22 protein-coding genes are annotated in these 23,360 nt (G+C 67.2%); 11 read left to right on the forward strand and 11 right to left on the reverse strand.

The features are described from left to right. From VLA96_10415 to VLA96_10430, 4 genes are all read left to right on the forward strand, one after another. A partial coding sequence (locus VLA96_10415; GenBank protein HSE49608.1) for a hypothetical protein occupies positions 1 to 208 on the forward strand: 208 nt, incomplete at its 5' end. Further along, a complete protein-coding gene (locus tag VLA96_10420; GenBank protein ID HSE49609.1) occupies positions 205 to 1,554 on the forward strand; it encodes an ATP-binding protein in 1,350 nt (449 codons plus the stop codon). The genes VLA96_10415 and VLA96_10420, both read left to right, overlap by 4 nt. 69 nt (positions 1,555 to 1,623) lie before the next feature. After that, positions 1,624 to 2,235, forward strand: coding sequence for a hypothetical protein (locus VLA96_10425; protein ID HSE49610.1), 612 nt, complete (start codon positions 1,624 to 1,626; stop codon positions 2,233 to 2,235). Between the two features lie 46 nt (positions 2,236 to 2,281). Then, positions 2,282 to 3,598 (forward strand): sigma-54 dependent transcriptional regulator, encoded by a 1,317-nt coding sequence (locus tag VLA96_10430; GenBank protein ID HSE49611.1) that lies wholly within the window; start codon positions 2,282 to 2,284, stop codon positions 3,596 to 3,598. On the opposite strand, the gene VLA96_10435 is transcribed toward VLA96_10430, so the two are convergent. Next, a complete protein-coding gene (locus tag VLA96_10435) occupies positions 3,595 to 4,092 on the reverse strand; it encodes a DUF1569 domain-containing protein (GenBank protein HSE49612.1) in 498 nt (165 codons plus the stop codon). The two genes, VLA96_10430 and VLA96_10435, sit on opposite strands and share 4 nt — an antisense overlap. Positions 4,093 to 4,166: 74 nt before the next feature. Here VLA96_10435 and VLA96_10440 point away from each other — a divergent pair, with 74 nt between their 5' ends. After that, positions 4,167 to 4,784, forward strand: coding sequence for a hypothetical protein (locus VLA96_10440; protein HSE49613.1), 618 nt, complete (start codon positions 4,167 to 4,169; stop codon positions 4,782 to 4,784). Here VLA96_10440 and VLA96_10445 read toward each other — a convergent pair. Together VLA96_10445 and VLA96_10450 are read right to left on the reverse strand one after the other, a co-directional pair. Beyond that, a complete protein-coding gene (locus tag VLA96_10445) occupies positions 4,753 to 5,607 on the reverse strand; it encodes a tetratricopeptide repeat protein (protein ID HSE49614.1) in 855 nt (284 codons plus the stop codon). The two genes, VLA96_10440 and VLA96_10445, sit on opposite strands and share 32 nt — an antisense overlap. Positions 5,608 to 5,744: 137 nt before the next feature. Beyond that, entirely contained in the window at positions 5,745 to 6,461 is a 717-nt protein-coding gene (locus VLA96_10450; protein ID HSE49615.1) for an OmpA family protein, read from the reverse strand. A 259-nt stretch (positions 6,462 to 6,720) separates the two neighbouring features. Here VLA96_10450 and uvrC point away from each other — a divergent pair, with 259 nt between their 5' ends. Beyond that, positions 6,721 to 8,577, forward strand: coding sequence for an excinuclease ABC subunit UvrC (gene uvrC / locus VLA96_10455; GenBank protein HSE49616.1), 1,857 nt, complete (start codon positions 6,721 to 6,723; stop codon positions 8,575 to 8,577). On the opposite strand, the gene VLA96_10460 is transcribed toward uvrC, so the two are convergent. After that, positions 8,574 to 9,368: a hypothetical protein gene (locus VLA96_10460; GenBank protein HSE49617.1), complete on the reverse strand. Its 795-nt coding sequence runs from the start codon at positions 9,366 to 9,368 to the stop codon at positions 8,574 to 8,576. The two genes, uvrC and VLA96_10460, sit on opposite strands and share 4 nt — an antisense overlap. A gap of 39 nt (positions 9,369 to 9,407) precedes the next feature. Then, positions 9,408 to 10,343 (reverse strand): BadF/BadG/BcrA/BcrD ATPase family protein, encoded by a 936-nt coding sequence (locus VLA96_10465; protein ID HSE49618.1) that lies wholly within the window; start codon positions 10,341 to 10,343, stop codon positions 9,408 to 9,410. 129 nt (positions 10,344 to 10,472) lie between these two features. Between VLA96_10465 and VLA96_10470 the strand changes: the two genes are divergently transcribed. Together VLA96_10470 and VLA96_10475 are read left to right on the forward strand one after the other, a co-directional pair. Beyond that, positions 10,473 to 11,894 (forward strand): sodium:solute symporter, encoded by a 1,422-nt coding sequence (locus VLA96_10470; protein ID HSE49619.1) that lies wholly within the window; start codon positions 10,473 to 10,475, stop codon positions 11,892 to 11,894. After that, positions 11,887 to 13,272, forward strand: a complete 1,386-nt coding sequence (locus tag VLA96_10475; GenBank protein ID HSE49620.1) for an amino acid permease — start codon at positions 11,887 to 11,889, stop codon at positions 13,270 to 13,272. Before VLA96_10470 ends, VLA96_10475 begins: the two co-directional genes overlap by 8 nt. A gap of 31 nt (positions 13,273 to 13,303) precedes the next feature. Here VLA96_10475 and glgA read toward each other — a convergent pair whose 3' ends face one another. Beyond that, positions 13,304 to 14,761: a glycogen synthase GlgA gene (glgA, locus tag VLA96_10480; GenBank protein HSE49621.1), complete on the reverse strand. Its 1,458-nt coding sequence runs from the start codon at positions 14,759 to 14,761 to the stop codon at positions 13,304 to 13,306. Between the two features lie 77 nt (positions 14,762 to 14,838). Between glgA and rsmA the strand changes: the two genes are divergently transcribed. Both rsmA and amrB read left to right on the forward strand, forming a co-directional pair. Further along, positions 14,839 to 15,675 (forward strand): 16S rRNA (adenine(1518)-N(6)/adenine(1519)-N(6))-dimethyltransferase RsmA, encoded by an 837-nt coding sequence (rsmA, locus tag VLA96_10485; GenBank protein HSE49622.1) that lies wholly within the window; start codon positions 14,839 to 14,841, stop codon positions 15,673 to 15,675. Positions 15,676 to 15,677: 2 nt separating this feature from the next. Continuing rightward, positions 15,678 to 16,490 carry an AmmeMemoRadiSam system protein B gene (amrB, locus tag VLA96_10490; GenBank protein HSE49623.1) on the forward strand — a complete coding sequence of 271 codons (813 nt, stop codon included), beginning with the start codon at positions 15,678 to 15,680 and terminating at the stop codon, positions 16,488 to 16,490. 54 nt (positions 16,491 to 16,544) lie between these two features. Here amrB and VLA96_10495 read toward each other — a convergent pair whose 3' ends face one another. Continuing rightward, positions 16,545 to 18,365 (reverse strand): FecR family protein, encoded by a 1,821-nt coding sequence (locus tag VLA96_10495; GenBank protein ID HSE49624.1) that lies wholly within the window; start codon positions 18,363 to 18,365, stop codon positions 16,545 to 16,547. 78 nt (positions 18,366 to 18,443) lie between these two features. Continuing rightward, the gene (locus VLA96_10500; protein ID HSE49625.1) at positions 18,444 to 19,133 is read right to left on the reverse strand and encodes a hypothetical protein; all 690 of its coding nucleotides are present in this window, start codon (positions 19,131 to 19,133) and stop codon (positions 18,444 to 18,446) included. A 180-nt stretch (positions 19,134 to 19,313) separates the two neighbouring features. Here VLA96_10500 and VLA96_10505 point away from each other — a divergent pair, with 180 nt between their 5' ends. Continuing rightward, positions 19,314 to 20,672 (forward strand): nucleotide sugar dehydrogenase, encoded by a 1,359-nt coding sequence (locus VLA96_10505; protein ID HSE49626.1) that lies wholly within the window; start codon positions 19,314 to 19,316, stop codon positions 20,670 to 20,672. A gap of 5 nt (positions 20,673 to 20,677) precedes the next feature. Here the strand turns inward: VLA96_10505 and VLA96_10510 are convergent, their stop codons facing one another. From VLA96_10510 to VLA96_10520, 3 genes are read right to left on the reverse strand one after another with little or no spacing between them, the layout of a single operon-like run. Continuing rightward, a complete protein-coding gene (locus VLA96_10510) occupies positions 20,678 to 21,478 on the reverse strand; it encodes an alpha/beta fold hydrolase (GenBank protein ID HSE49627.1) in 801 nt (266 codons plus the stop codon). A gap of 19 nt (positions 21,479 to 21,497) precedes the next feature. Further along, positions 21,498 to 21,812: a PspC domain-containing protein gene (locus VLA96_10515; protein ID HSE49628.1), complete on the reverse strand. Its 315-nt coding sequence runs from the start codon at positions 21,810 to 21,812 to the stop codon at positions 21,498 to 21,500. A 51-nt stretch (positions 21,813 to 21,863) separates the two neighbouring features. After that, positions 21,864 to 23,048: a tetratricopeptide repeat protein gene (locus VLA96_10520; protein HSE49629.1), complete on the reverse strand. Its 1,185-nt coding sequence runs from the start codon at positions 23,046 to 23,048 to the stop codon at positions 21,864 to 21,866. Positions 23,049 to 23,360 lie beyond the last annotated feature (312 nt).

Here is a 23,360-nt window from a genome sequence, read left to right on the forward strand (position 1 = left end):
CCTACTGGTCTGGGTCAAGCGGACGCGACGCCGCATGCAGGTCGCGCGCGAGCCGGCGGCGGTGGCCCGGAGGCGCGCGTGGCAGTCCGCCGCGCTCATCTATCGCAACTTCCAGGTGCCGTTCGGCGTCTTCCTGGGCGGCGCCGCGCTGGTGGCGGTGTTCCTGGGAAACCGTGTCCTTGCCTGGTATTTAGAGCTGTACCGATGAGACTGCTGCTCGCGAATCCGGTGCTGATGAAGATCGTGCTGCTGTCCGCGATCATAGTGCTGGTGTTCGTCGTGGCCGGGGTGTGGATCTACTCCATGCGCAAGCGGCTGCTCGAGCAGACGAGCGCGGCCGGGGAGCGGCCCGCGGCGCAGGGCGACGTGGCCTTCTCGCTGGCCGCCTACAACGGCGTCATCCAGAAACTCAAGGAGCAGGAAGGGGAGCTGCAGAAGCTGCGGCAGAGCGAGCGCGGGCGCGCGGCGACCTCGGAGAGCACGAGCGAGGCGGTGCTGTCGAACCTCTCGAGCGGCGTGCTGCTGTTCGCGAACAACGCCATGGTGCGGCAGGCGAACCCGTCGGCGAAATCCATTCTCGGCTTCGGAGCCTTGTATGGCATGCATGCGCGCGACATCTTCCGCGGCGTGACCGCGGTGCGGCGCGAAGGCATCGGCGACGACGCTCCCGAGGCGCTGCTGGAAGCCATCGACCAGTGCCTCCGGCACGGGCTTCCCTTCCGCCGCATCGAGGCGGATTACCGCACACCGGCGGGCGAGCAGCGCGTGCTCGGCATCACCGTCTCGCCGGTGCGCGGGACGCTGGGCGAGGCGCTCGGCGCCGCCTGCCTGGTGAGCGACCTCACGGAGATCAACACGCTCGGCCGCCAGATGCGGGAGCGCGAGAAGATGTCGGCGCTGGGCGAGATGTCGGCGGGCATCGCGCACGAGTTCAAGAACTCGCTGGCCACCATCTCGGGCTATGCCCAGATGCTGACGCGCGAGAACGACGCCGCTTCTGTCCGGCAGTTCGCCGGCAAGATCGTGGGCGAGACCGCCAACCTGACGCGCGTCGTCACCGACTTCCTGAACTTCGCGCGCCCGCAAGAGCTGCACACGGAGATGGTCGGCGTGCATCCGCTGCTGGCGGAGTGCGCCGCGGAAGCGGCGGCGGCGGGAGCGCTGGTGGACTACGGCGGAATCCCGGAAGACCTGGCCGTGAACGGGGACCGGACTGCCCTGCGGCAGGCGTTCTCGAATCTCCTGCGCAACGCCGCGGAGGCGGCCGAAGGCCGGCCGGTCCGGATCGAGGTGAGCGCGCAGCCGGCGCCAGGCGGGGTCCGGCTCATCTTCCGCGACGACGGCCCCGGCATCGCGCCCGAGCATCTGCCCCGCATCTTCATCCCATTCTTCACCACCAAGACGCACGGGACCGGCCTGGGGCTCGCTCTGGTGCAGCGCATCGTGACGGAGCACGGAGGCGCCATCCAGGTCGAGAGCAGCCCCCGAGGCACGGTGTTTACCCTGTCGTTTCCTGCAAAAAACCCGGTCCAGGCGGCCGTTTCCGCGGACTAACATATTGCGCTGGCAGAAACTCGGGGTTATGCTTCCGTTAACCCCGGGCCTCAAAAGGACGGTTGTGCCATGAAACGACTGTGGTTGTTCCTTGCGGTGAGCATCCTTGGCGCCGGCATCGCGGTGGCGCAGGATGAGGGCATCTCGCTGGGCGACGCCGCGCGCATGCAGCGAGAGAAGAAAGCCCAGGGCTCGCCCAATGGGAAGGTCTACGACAACGAGAACCTCCCCAAGAAGAACACGCTCTCGACTACCACGGGCGACTTCGGCGGCTTGCCCGCGGAAGACGACAAGGACAAGGAAGGCGCCGTCACGGCCGATGCCTCGGCTGCCAAGGGCAAGGACAAGGGCGACAAGGCCGAGAAGACCGACGAGGAAGCCGCCAAGGAAAAGCTGGACGAGTTCAAGGGTAAGGCCGCGGACATCAAGAAGGAGATCGACCAGCTCAACCGCGAGATCGACGTGTTGAACCGCGAGCAACGGCTGCGCGCGGCGGCGTACTACGGCGACGCGGGCGCGAAAGCGCGCCCCGAAAACCAGGCCAAGTGGGTCGCGGACGAGAAGAAGTTCCAGGACGACCTGAAGGCCAAGCAGGACGACCTCGCGGCGGCGAAGCAGAAGATGACCGACCTGCAGGAAGAGATCCGCAAGGCCGGGCTGAACAGTTCCATCGGCGAATAGCCGCTTCTTTCACACGAGCGCCGGCGCGTGCCGGCGCTTTCTTTCTATGGACTCCATCCTGCTGGTCGAGGACAAGGCTGAGCTTCGCGAGATGCTCGCCACCGCGCTCGCCCGCATGCGGTACGAGGTCACGCCGGCGGCGGACCTGGCCGCGGCGCTGCAGGCCCTCCGGCGGCGCAAGTTCTCGCTCGTGCTCACCGACCTGAAGCTGCCGGCGGGGAGCGGGATGGAGGTGCTGCAGGCCTCGCTGGCAGCAGATCCCGAGATTCCGGTCATCCTGATGACGGCCTACGGCACGGTGCCGCAAGCGGTCGAGGCGATGAAGCACGGCGCGTATGACTTCATCCAAAAGCCGATCGACCTCGACCATCTCGAGCGGCTGACGCGGCGCGCCATCGAGCGGCAGCAACTGCTGCGTGAGAACATCCTGCTGAAAGAGGAGCACGCCCGGCGGCTCGGCTTCCCGCGCATCCTGGGGGAAAGCCCGGCGATGCAGAGCGCCGCGCGCGAGCTGCAGCGCATCGCGCCCGCGGACTCGACCGTGCTGCTGCTGGGCGAGAGCGGAACGGGCAAGGAGCTGTTCGCGCGGGCCCTGCACCAGCTCTCGCCGCGCGCTGCCAAGCCGTTCGTCGCGCTGAACTGCGCCGCCATCCCGGAGACGCTCATCGAGAACGAGCTGTTCGGGCATGAGAAGGGCGCATTCACGGGCGCCGACACCCGCCGCGCGGGCCGGTTCGAGGCCGCGCACGGCGGCACCATCTTTCTCGACGAAGTCGGCGAGTTGCCAGAGGCGGTGCAGGCCAAGCTGCTGCGCGTCCTGGAGGAGAAGGTCATCGAGCGGCTGGGCGGCTCGGGGCCGCTGAAAGTCGACGTCCGCATCGTGGCGGCGACCAACCGCGACCTGGAGAAGGCTACGGGCTTCCGTCGCGACCTTTATTTCCGCCTCGCCGTCTTCCCGCTGCGCATCCCGCCCCTGCGCGAGCGCGGCGACGATGTCACGCTGCTCGCGGAAGCGTTTCTCGAACGTTCACGTCGCGAATTGCGCAAGCCGCGGCTGGAGTTGGCGAAGGACGCGCTCGCGGCGCTACGCCAGTACGGCTGGCCGGGGAATGTCCGCGAGTTACAGAACGTGCTGGAGCGCGCGGCCATTCTGGAGGAGGGCGAGATCAGCGCCGCCGCCTTGGCGCTTCCGCAACCGGGCGCCGCTAAGGCGGCGAAAGCAGCGGCGGCAGCCGGAAGCGACCGCGCCACGCTGGAGTCAGTGTTGCGCGAGTGCAAGTGGAACCGCACGGCGGCTGCCGAGCGCCTCGGCATCTCCACCAAGACCCTGCTGGCGCGGCTGCGCGCCGCGGGCCTCGACTAAGCGCGCAAGCGCGTGACCTGCTTCATGTGGTGTCGCGCGTGGACGAAGTGGAACTGCCGCCACTGGCGGGCCGTGAGCGGGCCCAGCACCGGATGGTCGGCGATCTTCACGCCGCTGCCATACTTCTGCTCGCACTCGGTGATGGCCGCGTCCATCTCGGGCAGCGCCTGCTCGACGGCGCGGACCACCTGGTCCGCCTGAAGGCCCTTCGGAATAGTCATCGCGGGCGCCTGGCGGCCCGTCGGGAAGTAGCCGACGTCGAGCACTACGAACTGGAAGAGCCTGTTCTTCAGCGTCGGCCTGCTGCCGAGCGGCTTGCCGGCGACAATCGCCTTCCGCAAGCCCTTGGTGGTCGCGGTGTAGGTGATCAGCAGGTGCTCCACGATCTCGGCGGCGCACCACTTCCCTTCCGGATGGCGCGCGAGCGCCGCAGGGTCCATGCCGGCGGTCGCATCAGCGATCATCTTCCAGGTGCTGTCTACGGTCGGATGCATCGGGTCGGCCTCGGCATCATTTAGAATGTTGGCCCTTGGGGATTGACTCACCAAATCATACGAGGCCTACCAACATGCGCAAGACCTTGTTGCTGCTCGCTCTCGCCGCCGCGCTCGCGGGATGCTCCTCCGAGCCGGAGAAGCCGAAGGAGAGCGCTGCGGCGCGTGCCAAGCCCGCGGAGAAGAAGAACCAGTACGAGACCGGCCGGGTCGCGTTCCAGAAGACCTACATTTCGGCGCGCGGCTGGGCCGCCGACGCCAAGCCGTTCCGCTTGGAGTCCGACTGCGGCCATGACTCTCCGGTCGCCGAAGGCAAGTGCGGCGTCTGGAAGGCGGTCTTCGCCTCGTCGATGCAGCGCGGCATCAAGCCCTACATGTGGTCGGGGATCGACGCGCCCGACGCCCCCTCGCCGGGCGTGAATCCCGGCCAGGAAGACGACTACAACCCCTCGAACCCCAACACGCAGCCCTTCGACCTTTCCTTCCTCAAGCAGGACTCCGACAAAGCCTTCGAGGTCGCGCAGAAGCACGGCGGCGAAAAGATCATGAAGAAGGACCCGAAGACGCCGGTGAGTTTCACGCTGGACTGGTGGCCGAAGGAGAACAAGCTCAAGTGGCACGTGAGCTATGGCGCCGAACTGCGTGTGGCCGTGGACGCTACTACCGGGGATTTTCTGAAGGTAGAGAAGTAGGCAGCTCGGGCTTTGCCGGAATGCCCTCGCCGCGAAGCTGCGGCAGGTGCTGGAGCGCGATCTTGGCGGCGTCGGCGAAGACGCCGCTGGGGTCGAGCCGCAGGTAGGCGCGATAGGTCGCGCTGGCTTCGTCGAGCAGGCCGTTCTTCTCATAGGCGTCGGCGAGGAAGAAGGTGGCATCCTCGTTCCAGGGATCGGCCTCGAGCGCAGCCTGGAGCCTCGCAATGGCGCCGCGGAAGTCATTCTTCCCCAGCAACAGCGTGCCCTCATCCACCAGGGCGAAGGCCCGCTTCTTCTCCGGCGTGTCGGCCTGCTCCTGGATCATGGGACGCAGCCGCTCCTGCAGCTTCTGCGCTTCCTCGTAGTACTGGCCGTCGGGCGCGACGCGCAGGTACAGGACGACGAAGCGCGCGGCCTCGCGCGGCTTCTTCACCTTCTCGTAGGTGGTGGCGAGCCGGAAGATGGCGGTCGGGTCGTTGGGCTTGTACTCGAGCGCGTCCTGATAGCGCATGAGCGCGCCGCGGTGATTGCCCTGCTTGGCGTAGTAGTCGCCGACCTCGATGTCCTTGTCGGCACGATGCGGGTCGTACTTCTTGAACTCGTTGACGCCCCCGGGGTCGTAGTCGACGGGCGGCGGCCCCAAGTCATCGGGCTGGTCCTTGCTGGAGCTTTCTCCCGGCGCGCTCTGCGGGCGGTCGGAGCGCGGCGGCGCCTGGTTCCCCGGCGCCTGCCCGCGGCCGGGAGCGGTCGGCTCCACCTGCCCGGCGCACACGACCGCCGCGAGCAACACCCATGCCGCACACATCGCAGTCCGGGAAGCCATTGTCTCTATTTTACTGCGCTTCCCATTAGACGGCCCGCGGCGACTCGCGGCGCGTGGAAGCAAAAAAATAGGGCCGCCCTGAGGGTGCGGCCCTGTTCGCAAAACCTCGGGGGAGGAGGTTTGCTCGTGAGAACCTCTTACGACTGCGGTTCGGCGGCAGCCGACTGCGCCGGCTCCTGGGTGTTCGTCATCAGGCGCACGTCCACGCGACGGTTCTTCGCACGGCCCGACGCGCTGGCGTTCGACGCCACCTTCTTGTCCTTACCCAATCCGATCACGTAGATCTTGTGCGCGGGGATGCTGTGCTCCTCGGCCAGGTACTGGATCACGGCCGCGGCACGGCGCTCGCTGAGCTGGTAGTTGTAATTGGCGTCGCCGACCGAGTCGGTGCCGCCTTCGACGACCAGGATGTAGTGCTTCTGGTTGGGGATCTCCTGCGCGAGCTGGTCGAGCGCTTCCTTCGCCTTCGCGGTCAGGTTGGCCTGATCGAAGCCGAAGTGCACCGACGTCTCGACCACCGGCTTGTAGTTGTCGAGGTTGGCGACCGTGTTGTGCAGAGTCTCGACCCGGGTCGAGGCCTGGGTCGCGAGCACGTTGGCTTCATCCGCGGTCTTGCCCGCTGCCAGCGCCTTCTGGTCGGCCGAGTCCGCCTTCGACTGCGCCGTCTGGATGCCCTGGGTCGCGCGCGTGTCGAGGTCGCGGATGTCGCGCGTGTTCTGCGAGGTCAGATCGTCGAGCTCATTCACTTTGTTGATGATGGGCGCGGTCTCTTTGCGGACGTAATTCTTGGTGGCGCAGCCGGTCGAGACCAGCAGGCCGGCGGTGATGAGAGCTGCGAACAGTGCTCGTTTCATGGGGGAAACTCCTTCGAACTTGGTCCTCGCCGGCCTGGCCGGCGGCAACTTCGGCCTGAGGACATGCCTCGGTCGTCCTCAGAAAGAGCAACCGCCCTGCCAATCGAAGTCTTTCTGCCCTCCATATAAGGCTAGTACTATCAATTACTTAGCGACCAGCGGCGGCGCTGCTGCATCGAATGCTTGTCCGGCCGAGCGCAAAATAATCACGAATGAGGCTGGATAATAGAATTTTTACCGGGACCAGCCCGGCTCACTGATGGACCTGCAGGCCAAAATCCGGACGCTTCCCGCCTCCCCCGGCGTGTACCTCTACAAGAACGCCGAGGGACAGGTGATCTACGTGGGCAAGGCGAACAGCCTGCGGGCCCGGGTGCGGTCGTACTTCGTCGGCGAGGCGCCGCTCGACGCTAAGACGGGCTCGTTGCTGCGCGAGGCGGTCGACGTGGAGTACATCGTCGTCGACAACGAGATGGAGGCGCTGGCGCTCGAGAACAATCTCATCAAGCAGAAGCAGCCTCGCTTCAACATCCTGCTGCGCGACGACAAGACCTACCCCTATATCAAGCTGACCCGGGAGCGCTTCCCGCGCGTGTATGTGACGCGGCGGCTGAAGAAGGACGGCGCCGCGTACTACGGCCCCTACTTCCCTGCGAACCTCGCCTACCGCATCACCGACCTCATCCACCGGAACTTTCTCGTGCCCTCGTGCACGGTAGACCTCACGCGCTATCACGCGCGGCCGTGCCTGCAGTACTACATCAAGCGCTGCCTGGGACCGTGCGTGCGCGACCTGACCACGCCTGAGCAGTACGAGCAGGCGGTGCACGATGTGCGGCTGTTCCTGGAAGGCCGGACGGGCGACCTGTCGAAGTCGTTGCGCGCGCGCATGGACCAGGCGGCGGAGCAGCAGGAGTACGAGCGCGCCGCCAAGTTGCGCGACCTGGTGTCGACGGTCGAGCAGGTGACCGAGAAGCAGCGCATCGCGGCCGCCGAGGGCGACGACACCGACGTCTTCGGCTATCACTTCGAGAACGACATGCTGGCGGTCAATCTGTTCCACATGCGCACCGGCCGCGTGCTCGACCGCCGGGATCTCTTCTGGGAAGACCTGCCGGAGATCGGCATGGCACCTCCCGCCGAGGCCGACGACCGGCAGTCGGCCACCGAGGACGCTTTTTCCGCCGCAACGTTCTTCTCCGCCCTGCTCAAGCAGGTTTACATCGACCAGCAGTACGTCCCGCGGCAGATCCTGGTGCCGGTAGACTTCGAAGACCGCCCGGCGCTGGAGACATTGTTGAGCCGGAAGTCCGGCCATCGCGTGGAGATCCTGGTGCCACAGCGCGGGGAGAAGCGCTCGCTGCTCGACCTGGTCGGCAAGAACGCCAAGCAGTCCTACGACCAGCGCTTCCGCGTGCTGAAGCCGCAGCAACGCGCCATCCAGGAAGCCTTGCAGGACGCGCTGCAGATGCCGGAGCTGCCCACGCGCATCGAGTGCTTCGACATCTCGCACATCCAGGGCGCCGAGACGGTGGCGTCGATGGTGGTGTGGGAAGACGGCAAGATGAAGAAGTCCGACTACCGCAAGTTCATCATCCGCGGCGTGACCGGTGTTGACGACTTCGCCTCGATGCGCGAGGTGGTGGAGCGCCGTTATAAGCGCCTGCTGGCCGAGAAGGCGCCGTTCCCCTCGCTGGTGCTGATCGACGGCGGCGTGGGACAACTGCACTCAGCGGCGCTGGCGCTTGAAGGGCTGGGCATCATCAACCAGCCGCTCGCCGCGATCGCGAAGCGCGAGGAGATCATCTACGTCCACGGGCTGGAGGACGAGCCGGTGAAGCTCGACCGCCACTCGCCCATCCTGCACCTGGTGCAGCTCATCCGCGACGAGGCGCACCGCTTCGCGGTCACGTTCCACCGCAAGCGCCGCCAGATGCGCGACCGCGCCAGCGACCTGCTGGAGGTCCCGGGCATCGGCGCGACCACGCGCCGCCGCCTGCTCGAGCACTTCGGCTCGGAGCGCGCGGTGAAGCTGGCGGACCTCAACGCGCTCTCCGCCGTCGTCACGCGCAAGCAGGCCGAGCGCATCCGCGAGCACTTCGACAAGCTCCGCTAAGACGCGCCGGCCGCGCGCCTCTCGCGCTGGTCGAGCTCTTCCAGCAGGTACATCTTCACGTTGGCGCTGAGGCGGGTGTGCGAGAGCGTGTCGCGCAGCGTCTGCGTGGGCAGCGATTGCGCAAAGGCCAGGACGCGCGCCAGCGGCGTCTTGTCGTTGCGCAGCAGCGCGATCTGGATGTCCTTGCGCAGGGACCACTTCGCGTGCCGGCTGGCCAGCGCGACGAAGTGCTCCGGCGCTTCCTCGCGCATGAGCGCCTTCACGATCAGTGCCTCGGTCATGAAGGGGCTGGCGAGCGCGGCCTCGACGATGCGCTCGTCGCTATCCAGCAGCAGCGCCGCCGCCACGCGGCCGGAGGCGCGGCGCGCGAGCGTAAGCCGCTCGCCGGCGGAGATGCCCTCGAGCCGCGTGACGATGATCTCGTCCACCGCCATCTTGACGTCGGCGGCGACCGCCGGCGTGAGCGCGATCTGCATCAGCTCGAACGTATAGAGATGGCGCGCGACCGGGATGGAGACGTGGCGCGGCGTGCGCGGGTGCATCACGACCGCGGCGATGACGCGGCGGTGCTTCATGACGTGGCCGTTCTTCGCGAGCGCCTCCAGCGCCTGCTGCGGCAGGTCGCGGCGCGCCAGGAAGGCGAGCGCGAGGTCCTCATCGAGCTGCGCGGACGCCGCTACGTCCTTCAGCTCCTCGGACGAAGTGCTGCGGATACGCTCCTCGAGCGCGGCGTGTTGCGCCGGCGTGAGAGGCGCCGTCTTCTTGCCGGGGCTGCCGGAAGGTTCCGCCATGGGTTGCTGGGCGGGATTCTAGCGCGAAAGCGGCGGTCCTCAGGAACCGGCTTGCGCCGGCTGCGATTCCCTGCCGCCCGCGCGGCGCGCGATGGCGAGCGCGCCTGCCACCGGATGCACGTGCCCGAAGCTGACCGCGATGTCGGGGCGCTCGGCCCGCAGCGAGTTCCCGTACACCTGCCGCACGACTGCAGAGGTGGTGAACACGCCGCCCGCAACGCAGACGCGCACCGCGTGGCGGCCCGGCCAGAGCTTGCGGATGACGATCTTGGTGAGCCCCGCGAGCTCGGTCCCGGCACGCATCAGCAGGTCGCGCGCCAGCGAATCGCCGTCGAGCGCCGCGTGCAGCACGTTGGGATACAGGCCGGCGAAGTCGGGGTGCGGGTAGGCGTTGGACAGCCGGACGATGTCTTCGCGCGTCGCGACGTGCCAGGCTTCAAGGACCGCCTTGGTGAGCGCGGTGTTCTGGCCGGTATCGACGGCGCGCACGGCCGCGGCCGCGGCCTGCCGCCCGATCCACTCCGCGGAACCTTCGTCGGAGATCACCGGCCCCCATCCGCCGGCGCGCGCGGTGTCGCCCCGTTCATTGCGGCCGAAGACGATGGACCCGGTGCCCGCGATGGAGATCACGCCCGGGCCGGTGCGGAAAGCCGCTTCCAGCGCGATCACGTTGTCGCCGATGACATCGACCTCGCCGCCAACGGTGTCGCGCATGATGCGATGAACGATGAGCGCGGTGCGCGCGTCGGAGGCGCCGGCAATGCCGATGCAGCTGTGCGTGATCTCCCGCGGGGAGACGCCGGCATTCTTGCAAGCTTCGCGTATGCCCTGCTGCAGGGCCGTTCGGGCAGCCTCTTCTCCGACTTTCTGCACCTTGCAGCTCGTGGCGGTCGAGCGGCCAAGGATGGCGTGGTCGTCGCCCACGGCGCATTCCGTCTTGCTGCCGCCGGCGTCGACCCCGAGATAATGGGGCATGGATGGGCCCCTTTTTATCATGTAAACCGCGATGTTCGTACCCCCGAACGCCGGTTTCAACGCATAATGACGTAGGCTGCAGCCGGGAGCACCAGGATCGCACGCGGACTCGACCTGCTCGACCTCGCCGTGATCGCCGCGTATCTCGCGGGCATCACGTTGTTTGGCCTGCGCTTTCGCAAGCGGCAGCGCTCGCTGCGCGACTACTTCCTCGCCGACCGCGCCGTGCCGTGGTGGGCCATCGCGCTCTCCATCGTCGCCGCCGAGACCAGCACCCTCACCGTCATCAGCGTCCCCGGGCTCGCGTATCAGAAGGATTTCGGTTTCCTGCAGCTCGTGCTCGGCTACCTGGTCGGCCGAGTCGTCATCAGCGTGGTCCTCATCCCGCAGTACTTCCGCGGCGAGCTGTTCACCGCGTACCAGCTCATCGACCGGCGCTTCGGGCCGCTGCTGCACAAGTTCACCGCCGGCCTGTTCCTGCTCACGCGCGCCGCGGCGGAGGGCGTGCGCGTGTTCGCCGTGTCCATCGTCGTGGGAATCGCCATCGGCACCGGCGACGTCTGGTCCATTGCCATCATTCTCGCGCTCACGTTCATTTACACCCTCGAGGGCGGGATGGCGGCGGTCATCTGGACCGACGTCGTGCAGATGGCCATCTACCTCGCTGGGACGCTCGTCGGCGTCTTCACCATCCTGCACCTGGTGCCGGGCGGCTGGAGCCAGGTCGTCGAGCTCGCGGGCGCCGCCGGCAAGTTCCACGTCTTCGATTTCCGCTGGACCTTCGCTACGCCCTACACGTTCTGGGCGGGCCTGATCGGCGGCACCTTCCTGACGACTGCGAGCCACGGCACCGACCAGCTCATTGTGCAGCGGTTGCTCGCCGCGCGCAGCGAGCGCGACTCGAAGACCGCGCTCATCTCCAGCGGCCTCTTCGTCCTGGTGCAGTTCGGCCTGTTCCTGCTGGTAGGGGCGATGCTGTTCGTCTTCTACGAGCTGTTCCCGCCGGCGATGGCGTTCGAGCGCCCGGACCGCATCTACCCCACGTTCATCGTGACGCAGATGCCGCACGTCATCTCCGGCTTGCTGATCGCAGCCATCCTGGCGGCGGCGATGAGCAACCTCAGCGCCGCGCTGAATTCGCTGTCGTCCTCGACCATCGTGGACTTCTACCTGCGCCTGCGGCCGCAAGCCGACGAGCGCCGCCGCATGGCGGTATCGCGCGCGGCGACGGTCTTCTGGGCGCTGGTGCTGTTCGCGCTCGCGCTGCTCTCCCGCGGCGGCGGACACGTGGTCGAGGTCGGTCTCTCCATCGCCTCGGTCGCGTACGGCGCCCTGCTGGGCGTGTTCCTGCTCGGCGTCCTGACGAAGCAGGCGAATGAGCGCGGCACGATGGTCGGCATGGCGGTGGGTTTCGCGACTTCCCTGTACGTCTGGCGGGCGACCGCCATTCCCTTCACCTGGTACGTGGTGATCGGTTCGGCGGTGACGTTCGCCGTCGGGTATATTGCCAGCTTCGCGTTCCGCGATGCGAAAGGACCTGCCGTTGGCTGAGACCAAGACGCCGCAGCGCGCTGGCCTGGTACGAGCCCTCGGGGTGAGCCACGCTTCCGCCATCGTGGTCGGCATCATCATCGGCAGCGGCATCTTCCTGGTCCCGAAGCGGATGATGGAGGCCACCGGCTCGGCGAACGTGGTGCTGCTGGCGTGGGTGGTCGGCGGCCTGCTCTCCTGGTTCGGCGCGCTCACCTACGCGGAACTCGGCGCCATGAAGCCCGAGGCCGGCGGCGAGTACGTCTACATCCGCGACGCCTACGGACCGACCATGGGCTTCCTCTATGCGTGGACGTGGTTCACCATCGGCAAGCCGGCGTCCATCGCGACCGTCGCCGCCGGGCTCATCCGCACGCTGGGAGACTTCCGCGCCTTCGGCTTCCTGAAAGAGGAGGTGATCTCCGGCCGCGTCCCGATCAACGGCGGGCACCTGGTCGCCATTGCCATCATCCTGCTGCTGAGCTGGCTCAACTATCTCGGCGTGAAGAAGGCGGGTGAGTTCCAGTTGTTCTTCACCATCCTGAAGGTCGGGATGGTGGTGGCGATCATCCTCGTCTGCTTCGCGCTCGGCAGCGGCGGCACCGTGAACCTGCGCTCCGAGTTCGCGGGCGCGACCGGCGGCATCGCCGGCTTCATGGCCGCGCTCATCGCCGCGCTCTGGGCCTACGACGGCTGGAACAACCTGAACATGGTCGCCGGCGAGATCAAGGATCCGGGACGCAACATCCCCATCGCGATGGTCTTCGGCATCTCGCTGGTGGCTGCGCTTTACATCCTCACCTTCGCGGCGGTGCAGTGGGTGCTGCCGGCCGAGGCGATCGCGAAGGCGGAGCGCCCGGCGGCGCTGGCGGTGGAGCAAGCGCTGGGCCCGATGGGCGCCGCCGTCATCTCCGCGGGCATCGCGCTCTCCATGTTCGTCGCGATGAACGGCCAGATCCTGACGGGCGCGCGCATCCCGTTCGCCGCGGCCCGCGACGGCTACTTCTTCGACTCGGTCGCGCGCGTGAGCGAGCGCTATCACACGCCGGGCGTCGCCCTCGCCTTCCAGGCAGCGCTCACCATCGCCCTGGTCGTGCTCGGCGGCGCCTTCGAGGACCTGTTCAACCTCGCCATCTACTCCGAGTGGCTTTTCTACCTGATCGCGACCAGCACCATCTTCTACTACCGGCGGCGCGTCGGCGATGCCGACCGACCCTATCGCATGAAGGGATATCCGCTGGTGCCGGCGCTGTTCATCGCGGCCGCGACGGTGCTGCTCTACTACAGCTTCGTGCAGAACCTGCGCAACTCGATCTGGGGGACGGTGGTCATCCTGGCGGGCGTCCCGGTGTTCTATCTCTTCGCGCGCAGGAAAAAGGCCGGCGGGTCGCCGGCCTGATCTCACTCGCAGGAGGGTGAGCCGCGCCTTCCTACGCCGCTGCCGAGCGCGCCTGCTTCACGCGCTCGAACACGCGCACGTACTCCTTCGCCGACGCGCCCCAGGAGAAGTCCTTGCCCATGCCGTTGCGCATGAGCTGCTGCCAGCTGGCCTGGTCCTTGTAGGCGGTGAGAGCGGCCTGGATGGTCTTGTACAGCGCCTCGCCCGAGTACTCCGAGAACTTGAAGCCGGTCCCCTTCTGCGTTTTGGGGTCCCAGTTCTCGATGGTGTCGTCGAGGCCGCCGGTCGCGCGCACCACCGGCACAGTGCCGTACTTGAGCGAATAGATCTGGTTGAGGCCGCAAGGCTCGTAGCGCGACGGCATCAGGAACATGTCGGAGCCCGCCTCGATCTTGTGCGCGATGGTGTTGTCGTACGCGACCTTGATCAGGATCTTGTTCGGGAACTGCTGGTGCATGCGCGTGAACATGTCCTGGTATTCCTTGTCGCCGGAGCCGAGCGCGCAGATGATCATCTCCTCGCGCGCCAGGCGCTCCATGACCTGCGCGATGAGGTCGAAGCCCTTCTGCGCCGCGAAGCGCGAGACGATGCCGATGACCGGCAGCTTGCTCGCGGTGTCGGCGCAGCCGAACTCCGCGAGCAGGTCGGCCTTGCAGGCCGCTTTGCCCTTCAGGTCCGCGGGCGAGTACTTCGCCTTGATGAACTTGTCCATCTCCGGCGACCACTCGTTGTAGTCCACGCCGTTGAGGATTCCCGTCACGGTCGCCGAGCGCGCGCGCAGCACGCCTTCCAGGCCGAAGCCGTACTCCGGCGTTTGGATCTCCTGCGAATATTTCTTGCTGACCGTGGTGATGAAGTCGGAGAAGACGAGCGCGCCCTTGAGGAAGTTCGCCTTGCCGAAGAACTCGAGCTTGTCCATGGTGAACAGGTCCCAGGGCAGCCCGAGCAGCGGCAGCGTGTCGGGCGAGAAAAGCCCCTGGTAGCCCATGTTGTGGATGGTGAAGACCACGGGCACGCCGCGGAACGCCGGGTCGTCGGCGTAGTTGGTGCGCAGCAGCACCGGGATGAGCGCCGACTGCCAGTCGTGGCAGTGGAAGACCTCGGGCACGCCCATCGCCTTCGAGGCTTCCAGCACCGCGCGCGAGTAGAGCGCGAAGCGCTCGGCGTTGTCAGGATAATCGCCGGTCGGGGTGCCGTAGAGGGCGTCGCGCTCGAAGAACGGCGGGTAGTCGATAAAGTAGAATCGGACGCCATGTTGCGACCCGCCATCCAGCACCGAGCAGAAGCGGTACTGGTCGTCGAACGGCACCGTCACGCTCGGCACCACGGTCTTCGCGGACGCCAGCTTGGTCTGCTTGTACTTGGGCAGGAAGACGGTGACGTCGTGCCCGAGCGCGGCCAGGGCCTGCGGCAGCGCGCCCACCACGTCAGCGAGCCCGCCGGTCTTCGAGAATGGCACACACTCGGATGCCGCGAAGGTGATCTTCATGGGGAGCCTCCGTTAAGGGCCGCGATTGGGCCGCTGGGGGAACAGGCAGTCTACTGCCCGTGTGCGCGAGGGTCAATGTGACTGCCGGTGGAAAAGCCGCGAAGAAGCCGAAGCTGGGGCAGAACTTCCTCGCCGACAAGCGCGCGGCGGAGAAGATCGTGGCGGCGCTGGGCGACGTCTCGCAGAAGCTGGTGGTCGAGATCGGCCCCGGCAGGGGCGTTCTGACGGAATTGCTGGCGGCGCGCGCGGCGCACGTTGCCGCCATCGAACTCGATCACGTGCTGGGCGCGCAGTTGCGCATGGCGTATGCGCTCAAGCCGAACGTCGAGATCATCGAGGGCGACGTGCTGCGCATCGACTTCGCGCGCTTCGTCGGGCGCGAGGCGGGCACCGCCGGCGACACGCGCCTGCATCGCGCGCCGAAGGCGCAGGTCATCGGGAACCTGCCTTACTACATCACGTCGCCCATCCTGCTGCACCTGTTCGAGCACCACCAGCACATCGAGCAGATCGTCATCCTCGTGCAGCGCGAGGTCGCCGACCGCATCGCGGCGGAGCCCGGTGGGCGCGAGTACGGCCTGCTCTCGGCGACCGCGCAGCTGTTCGCGAAGGTCGAGAAGCTGTTCACGCTGCCGCCGGGCGCGTTCTCGCCGCCGCCCAAGGTGTACTCCACCGTGCTGCGGCTGACCATCGCGCCGCGCGCTGAGAAGCTGGGCGTGGAGCCGCGCGCATTCCTCGACTTCCTGAAGCTTGCCTTCGCGCAAAAGCGCAAGACGCTGCTCAATAACCTGCGGCAGGATTACGATGAAGCCGCGGCGCGCAAGGCGATCGCGAGCGCCAAGCTGCGCCCCGACGTTCGCGCCGAAGCGGTCGAACTGGAGAAGATGGCGCGCGTCTTCAACGCGCTGAGGTAGCGATGGCGCCCGACCCGACAGTCCGGCAACCGGCAGTCGCCGGAAGGTTCTATCCGGATGACGCCGGCACGCTACGCCGCGACATTGCCTCGTATCTGAAGAGCGGCACGAAGCAGCGCGCGCTCGGGTGCGTGGTCCCGCACGCCGGCTACATGTACTCCGGGCACGTGGCGGGCGCGGTGTACGCGCATCTCGAGCTTCCGCATCGCTTCATCATCCTTTGTCCGAATCACACCGGCATGGGCCAGCCGCTCGCGATCATGAGCCGCGGCGCCTGGGCCACGCCGCTCGGCGAAGTAGCGATCGACGAGGGACTGGCCGGCGAACTGCAGCGCGCGCTTCCCTACCTGGAAGAAGACGAGCAGGCGCACCGCGCGGAGCACGCACTCGAGGTCCAGCTTCCATTCCTGCAGCAACTGCTGCCGGACTTCCGCTTCGTGCCCATCTGTGTCGGCGTCGGACAGCTCGCCGTTCTGGAGGCGCTCGGCAAGGCGATCGCCAACGTTCTGGCGGACCGGCGGGATGTTCTCGTCATCGCCTCGAGCGACATGAACCACTACGAGAGCGACTCCGTCACGCGCGAGAAAGACCACAAGGCCATCGAGCGCATCCTCGCGCTCGACCCCGCCGGGCTGCACGAAACGGTGCGGCGCGAGCGCATCAGCATGTGCGGCTACGGGCCGGCCGTCGCGATGCTGACCGCCACCAGGCAGCTCGGCGCGACCCGCGCCGAGCTGGTGAAGTACGCCACTTCGGCCGACGTTTCCGGCGACCGCGACTATTGCGTGGGCTATGCCGGCATCGCGGTCCTTTAACAACACAAAAAGATAAGGCACAGCGCGCACGCTGTGCCTTGCTCCTTTGCGAGGCTACTTCGGGCTCTTAGCCGTCGAGCTGCTCGAACTGCCGGACGAACGCGAGCCGCTGCTGCTCGAACTGCGCGAACCGCCACTGGAGCTGCTGGAGCCGCCGCCCGAGCTCTGGCTGCGATAGCCGCCGGAACCGGAACTGGATGCGCTCGCGGCGCCCGAGCTATGCGGCGCGCTGCTGCCGCCGCTGTTCGCACCCGAGTATCCGCTCGCGCCTCGATAGCCCGAACCTTGGCTGCGAGGCGCCGGATCGCTCGCCGGCGCCGCCGGACGGACGGGCGGCGCGGGCGCGGGCCGGACCGAGGGCGCAGCCGGTTGCGGCGCCGGAGTAGCCGCGGGCGTGGTGCGTGGCGGTTGCGATTCCGCCCTGCCGCGGCCGGTGTCGAGACGGTCGACATCGCCGCGCTGTTGCGGAGGCGCCGGAGCGACCACGATCTTCTGCGGTGACGCGGGCGCGGTCGGACCGGTCACGCCAACGGGAGACGAGCCGGCATTCGGGCTGCCGCCCGTCGCTGCTCCGACGTTCGCGCTCGCGCCCTCATCCCCGCGGACCTCGACCATGCGGCGGCGTCCGAAGTTCTCTTCGTTGCCGTGCACGCGCCGGAGCTCAGCCGCCACGTTCTGATCGGGCAGCACTCCGGGCGTGATGGGACTCGGGCCGCGCGTCGGCGAGCCGGCATTCCGCCCGCCACCGCTCTGGATGCGCGGCGCCGGAAGGTCAGGCGCGCCGTCGACGGCGACCCTGCGTCCGTTGCGGCCGTCCGTACCCTTGCCAGTGTACGGACCACGGCCGACCACGACGACGCGCGAACCGCCCCCGTGGCGGCGCTCCGGCGGATGGCAACGCCGGCGGTCATACCAACTCGGCCAGCGATGCACGACTGGGTAGTACGACCAGCGGTCCCAGTACGAGCCCGGCTGCCAGCACCAGTTGTAGCCGCTCACCCAGATCCAACGGCCGTAGCGGTACGGCGTCCAGCCCCAGGGATAGGAAGACACCCACACGTATCCCCAGCGCGGATACCACACCCACGCGCCATCGAGGAACGGATCCCAGGAGGCGCCGTAGCCATACGGGCGCCAGCAATCGCCGTAGCCGGAGACGTTGATGAAGCTGCCGTAGTAGTTCAGGTCGCTGTAGCCGTAGGCGTACCGCGAGTTGCTGTAGCGCTCGGAGGCATAGCGGTCGCGATAGTCGTCGCGCTCGCGGTCCCAGGCGTCGTACGTCAAGGTCTCGATGCTCTTCGCGAGGAAGTAGCGGCCGCGGTCCTGGAAGTCGAGCGTGAGCGTCTCATCCTTCTTCACGCGCACTTCGTTCTCGCCGGTGAACTGCAGCTCGCCCTTGGTCACGGCGATCTGGGCGGAGTCGCGCTCCAGGCGGATGCGGAAGCGCGCGGACTTGTGCACGCGGACCTCCTGCCCTTGCAACAGGACCCGGAAGTCGTCGTCGGAATCGCCCTTGATGTTGAAGTAGGCCGTGCCGGAATCGAAGTCGAGGAGGGTGACGCGGCTGTCGCCGCGCGAGCCCAGCTCGCGCATCCGGAGATTGCTGGAGGGCGTCAGGCGGATGGTGCCGCCGTTCTCGAATTCGATCTCCGCGTAGCCGTCGCCGCCGGTCACGACCTGCGTGCCTTGCGCCAGCGGCATGTTGAGGAAGCCGGCTTCCAGGCCGCTCGATCCGTCGCGGTCCATCTGCACCTGGCCGTCGACGTAGCTCAACCGGACGATGCGGGCGTGCGAATCCGTCTCGGCCGCCGCGGACCCCGCCAGACCGAATACCAAAGCCCCAAGAACGAGGACGTACCCCAATCTCGGACGCATAACACTTCTCCTGGAGATATCCCTACTACCTTAGACGCTGATTCTAGGCCAGAGTTGCTCTCGCTGCGGTGACGGACCTCACTTGGGGCTGGCGGACGCGGGCGGCAGGGCTGCCGCGTCCACCTGGTCGAGCAGTCGCCGGGCGCGGTCGCGTGCCAGTTTCATGACCCCGGGGTCGTTGGCGATCTGGCGCAGCAGAGGCGCGATGGCCTGCAGCTCTCCCAGGTAGTTCGCCTTGCGCAGCTCCTCCATGCGCTTGAGGACGGCGTCGAGCCCGAGCTTGTCGTAGCGCCGCAGATGCGCCAGCTTGCGGGCCAGACCCTGCGTCAGCGCGATGCTCTCGAAGATATCTGTAAGCTGCTGTATCTGCTTGTTCTCTGACCAATTGAAGGTGGTTTCCGAGGTGCGCGCGCCGTCCTGGTAGCGAAGGGTCTTGCGGCCGGTATCGGCGACCGCGTGCTTGCGGAACTCAAAATCACCTTGGAAGTAGTCGACGCCTTGCGTCAGCGCGAAGATCCGGTCGCGCGTGGAGGGCGAGACGTCGAACTCTACGCGAAAAGGCTCGGCCGGCTCGCCCTCGCCGGTGGACTCCGCCGCTTCGTACGTGGCGTGGCCGACCAGGTCAACCTGCACCGAGAACTGCCGCGGGTCGCGACGCTCGGATGCGACCGCATAGCTCACGATCGCCGGGGCCGAGGCCGGCGCCGGCGCCGGCGCGGGCGGAGGCGGAGGTTGCTGTGCCACGCCGATCCCGGCCAGCACGGCCACGAGTCCTAGGACGGAAAGCCGGCAAAGGGACATCGACACCCAGTATACCGGCCTGGTGCAACGCCGGGTTCTCCTGGAAGTCACGGGCCCGTCGCCGGACGCGCCTGTCTCGATCTGGATGACCTCTCACTCGCGCGGCAGATGAGTCGCGGATCGATGATAAAATCGAGTCTTCCCGAGATGCATAAACCAGCAAAATCCGTCACACTTTCCGAGCGCTTGCGCGCGCGCATCGAGGCGCGCGAGGCGCGCGTGGGCGTCATCGGCATGGGGTACGTCGGCCTGCCGCTCGGCCTGCTGTTCAGCGAAGAGAAGTTCCCGCTCACCGGCTTCGACGTCGACGCGAAGAAGGTCGCCACGCTCAACGAGGGCGGGTCGTACATCTACCGCATCCCGCCCACCGACATCCAGGCGGCGCGCACGCGCGGCTTTGCCGCGACCGCCGACTACGCGCACATCGCCGAGATGGACGCGGTCGTCATTTGCGTCCCCACCCCGCTGACGGAATCGCGCGAACCCGACCTGAGCTACATCGTCGCCACCGCGGAGGCCATCGCGCCCCACCTGCGCGCCGGCCAGCTCATCGTGCTCGAGAGCACCACCTACCCCGGCACCACCGAAGAGGTGATGGTCCCGATCCTCGAAGGCAAGAACCGCGCCGGGCTCAAAGCCGCCAGCTCCGCCAACACCGGCGAAGACGTCTTCTTCGTCGCCTTCTCGCCCGAGCGCGAAGACCCGGGCAACGACACGGTCGCGCGCCGCGACATCCCCAAGGTGGTGGGCGGTCTCGACCGCCGCGCGGGCGAACTCGCCGCCGCGCTCTACCGCTCCATCTTCAACTCGGTCGTCCCCGTCTCGAGCCCCGCCGCCGCCGAGATGACCAAACTGCTCGAGAACATCTACCGCTGCGTGAACATCGCGCTCGTCAACGAGCTCAAGCTGCTCTCGCTGCGCATGGGCATCGACCTCTGGGAGGTCATCGACGCGGCCAAGACCAAGCCCTTCGGCTTCCAGCCCTTCTATCCCGGGCCCGGCCTGGGCGGCCACTGCATCCCGGTGGACCCGTTCTACCTCTCCTGGAAGGCCAAGCAGTGGGACTTCCAGACGCGCTTCATCGAACTGGCGGGCGAGATCAACACCGCGATGCCGTACCACGTGGTGGCGGCCATCGGGCGCGCGCTCAACCAGCACAAGAAGGCGCTGAACGGCGCCCACATCCTGATCCTGGGCGTGGCTTACAAGCGCGATATCGACGACCTGCGCGAGTCGCCGGCGCTGACCATCATCGAGCTGCTGCAGAAGGAAGGCGCCGAGGTGAAGTACCACGATCCCTACTTCGCTTATGTCGGGCACGGCCGCAAGTACCACCTCGACATGAAGTGCGCGCCGCTCGCCGACCTGGGCCAGTATGACTGCGTGGTCATCGTGACCGACCACAGCGACTACGACTACGCCCGCATCGTGCGCGAGTCGCAGCTCGTGGTCGACACCCGTAACGCCACCCGCGGCATCGCCTCCGAGAAGATCGTGCGCTGCTAAGGCAGCTAAGCCCAGGACGGCAGCGCGTCCAGAAAGCTTCGCAGCTCGCGCCCGACGAACTCCGGCTGCTCGAAGGCGGTGAAGTGTCCCGCGGCCGGGACCTTCACCAACTTGCTGCCCGCGATACCGGCGCGGAGCTGCTCCGCGTCGCTCACCGGCGTGAGCGTATCTTCCTCTCCCACCAGCACCAGCGTCGGCACGTTGATCGTCTTCAACGTAGGCACGGAATCCGGACGCTCCGCCATTCCCTGCTGGAGCGCGGCGATGCCCGCGACCGAGCTCTCGTTCATGAGGGCGATGGCGGCGCGCGCGACGTCGGGACGATGGTTGCGCGTCGTCTCGCCCAGCAGCTTCGGCGTCATCCCGGCGACGAACGTCGCGGGACCGTGCTGCTCCACCTCCGTGACGGATCTCAGGCGAGCGGCGCGGCCTTCGGGGGTGTCGGGGGTCGCGCGGGTGTCGCCCAGGACCAGCGCCGCGACGCGCGCGGCATGGCGCCGCCAGAACTCGAGCAGGATGTAACCGCCGATGGAGATGCCGGCGAATGCGGCGCGCTGGATGCCGGCCGAGTCACAGACGCGCGCGAGGTCGTCGGCGTGCTTCCGCATGGTGGCGGCGCCGTCGCCCGCGCTCGACTCGCCCGAGCCGCGCAGGTCCGGCAGGAGCACGCGGTAGCGCTGCGCCAGCGCCGGCAACACCGGCCGCCAGAACTTGTGATTCGTGGGAAAGGGATGCAGCAGCACGAGCGGCGGCCCGCTGCCTTGCTCTTCGACGAACAGCATGGCATCGCCGCTGGTGACGTTCATCCGCCCTGCTTCTTGGGGATCAGGTTTGGTGCGGGACTTGCACGCTCACCGCTGTCGTGACGACTTCCGGTTCTTCCGGGACCACGACCCACATCACGATATACGCGATCACGATGGGGAACCAGACGATCGCGAGGCACACGGTCAGCACGCGCAGCAGGGTCACGTCCATGACGAGATACTCGGCCAGGCCGGCGCATACGCCCGCGACCTTGCGGTCCTTGCGCGAGCGCAGCAGCTGCCGCCGAGCCACGCTCGCGGCCACTCCCTTGCCGCAGTAGGCACAGAGTCTCGCGTCGTCCTGGATGATCTTGCCGCAGTAGTTGCAATACATAGCCGATTCCCTCCCTGATTCTAATACGGGCGGACCAGGCGGGAAGTTCCGCTAGAGGCGGTAGGGAGACTTCAGGTACTTGCGCGCGAGCTTGGCGTGGTCGCTCTCGGGATCGTCGGCGAGCGCGGCTTCGTAGTTGCGCCGGGCGCGCTCGCGCTGGCCGGCGGCGTCGGCCATCTGCCCGGCGTAGAGATGCGCGCGCTGCTTCAGGTCGGTGTCGGCGCGCGGATATCCGGGCACCTGCTCGTAGGCGTCGGCTGCCTCGGCGAAGTGGCGCTGTCCCTTGAGCGCCTCGGCAAGCGAGAAGAGCGGGACTTCCAGGTGCGGATCGGGATATCTGCCCGCCTTGCCCTCTTCGATCACGCGCTTCAACGAGGCGATAGCCTCCGGGCCTTTCCCGGCGGCGTTGAGGATGTTCCCTTCCTCGGTCGCGAACAGGAAGTTGCGCGGGTGGTCGGCGATGAGCGAGCGCGCGACCTTGAGCGCTTCCTCGTAGCGCTCCTCGCGCCGCAGGAACAGGACGAGCGCCACGCGCGCATCGGCGCTGGTCTCGCCTTTGGCCTCCGCCGCCTGGTACAGCAGTTGAATCCCCTTCTTCTTGCTGCCGCTCAAGCCGATCAGCGAGACGGCCACCTTGATGGCCATCGGAAGGCTGCCGGCCACGTAGTTATGCACGCCGACGGCGGTCTTGGCGTCGGCGAACTGGGGCGCCAGTTCGAGGACGCGCTCGTGGTCGCGCCGCGCCGCGATGGCCGCGCGCAGCGCAGAGAACCACGCCTTGTCCACCAGCGCGAGGTACGTGGCGCGCAGGCCGTAGGTCACGCCACGCGCGTACAGCGCTTCCGCGTCGTTGGGATCGGCGGCCAGGCGCTGCTCGGCAGCCTTCAGCGCCCGCTCGCTCAGTTCCCGGAACTGCTTCTGCGCGTCGGGCGCGAACTTCACCTGGCGCTTGCTGACGAAGCTGTTGCTGGCGTACAGGCTGGTCTCGAGCGCGCCGGCGCGGTACAGCTCCTTGTAAAAGACGGCCTGCAGCACGTGGTTGATGGCGACCGGGTCGTCCGGATGCGCCTTCTGCACCTTCTCGAAGTCCGCCAGCGCGCGGTCGTATTCCAGGCTGTAGTAGTGCTCGAAACCGGAGCGCGTGGCCGGATCGCTGGAAACCGCCAGGCGCGGCGTCCCTCCGGCGGGGAGATCCGGCGTTACTCCCCAGGCGTTAATCCCTACGCCAACAAGCAAACACAGTAGAAGGACGGGGGCCAGGAGGGTGCGGGTTACCGGGGGACGGTAAGGTCTCATGTGCAGGAAGTATTGGGAGTTTACCCGATACAAGCTCCGGCCCCAAGCAGGTACAACTCAGCTTCCCCAGAAAGCGGTCCCAACCATGCCACCGATCACCAAGCCGGCGAAAGAGTGCTACTCCGAGGTTGAAGCGGCCGCGGCGCTGGGCATCACGCTCGATCGCCTGCGCATGCTGCTCGACGAAAACCTGTTCAACGATGGCAGTGCTCGCCCCCAGGACCTCACCCTGCTGCCTTCCGACCTGGTGCT

It is taken from the genome of Terriglobales bacterium (assembly GCA_035457425.1).
Classification (GTDB): domain Bacteria; phylum Acidobacteriota; class Terriglobia; order Terriglobales; family Acidobacteriaceae; genus JACPNR01.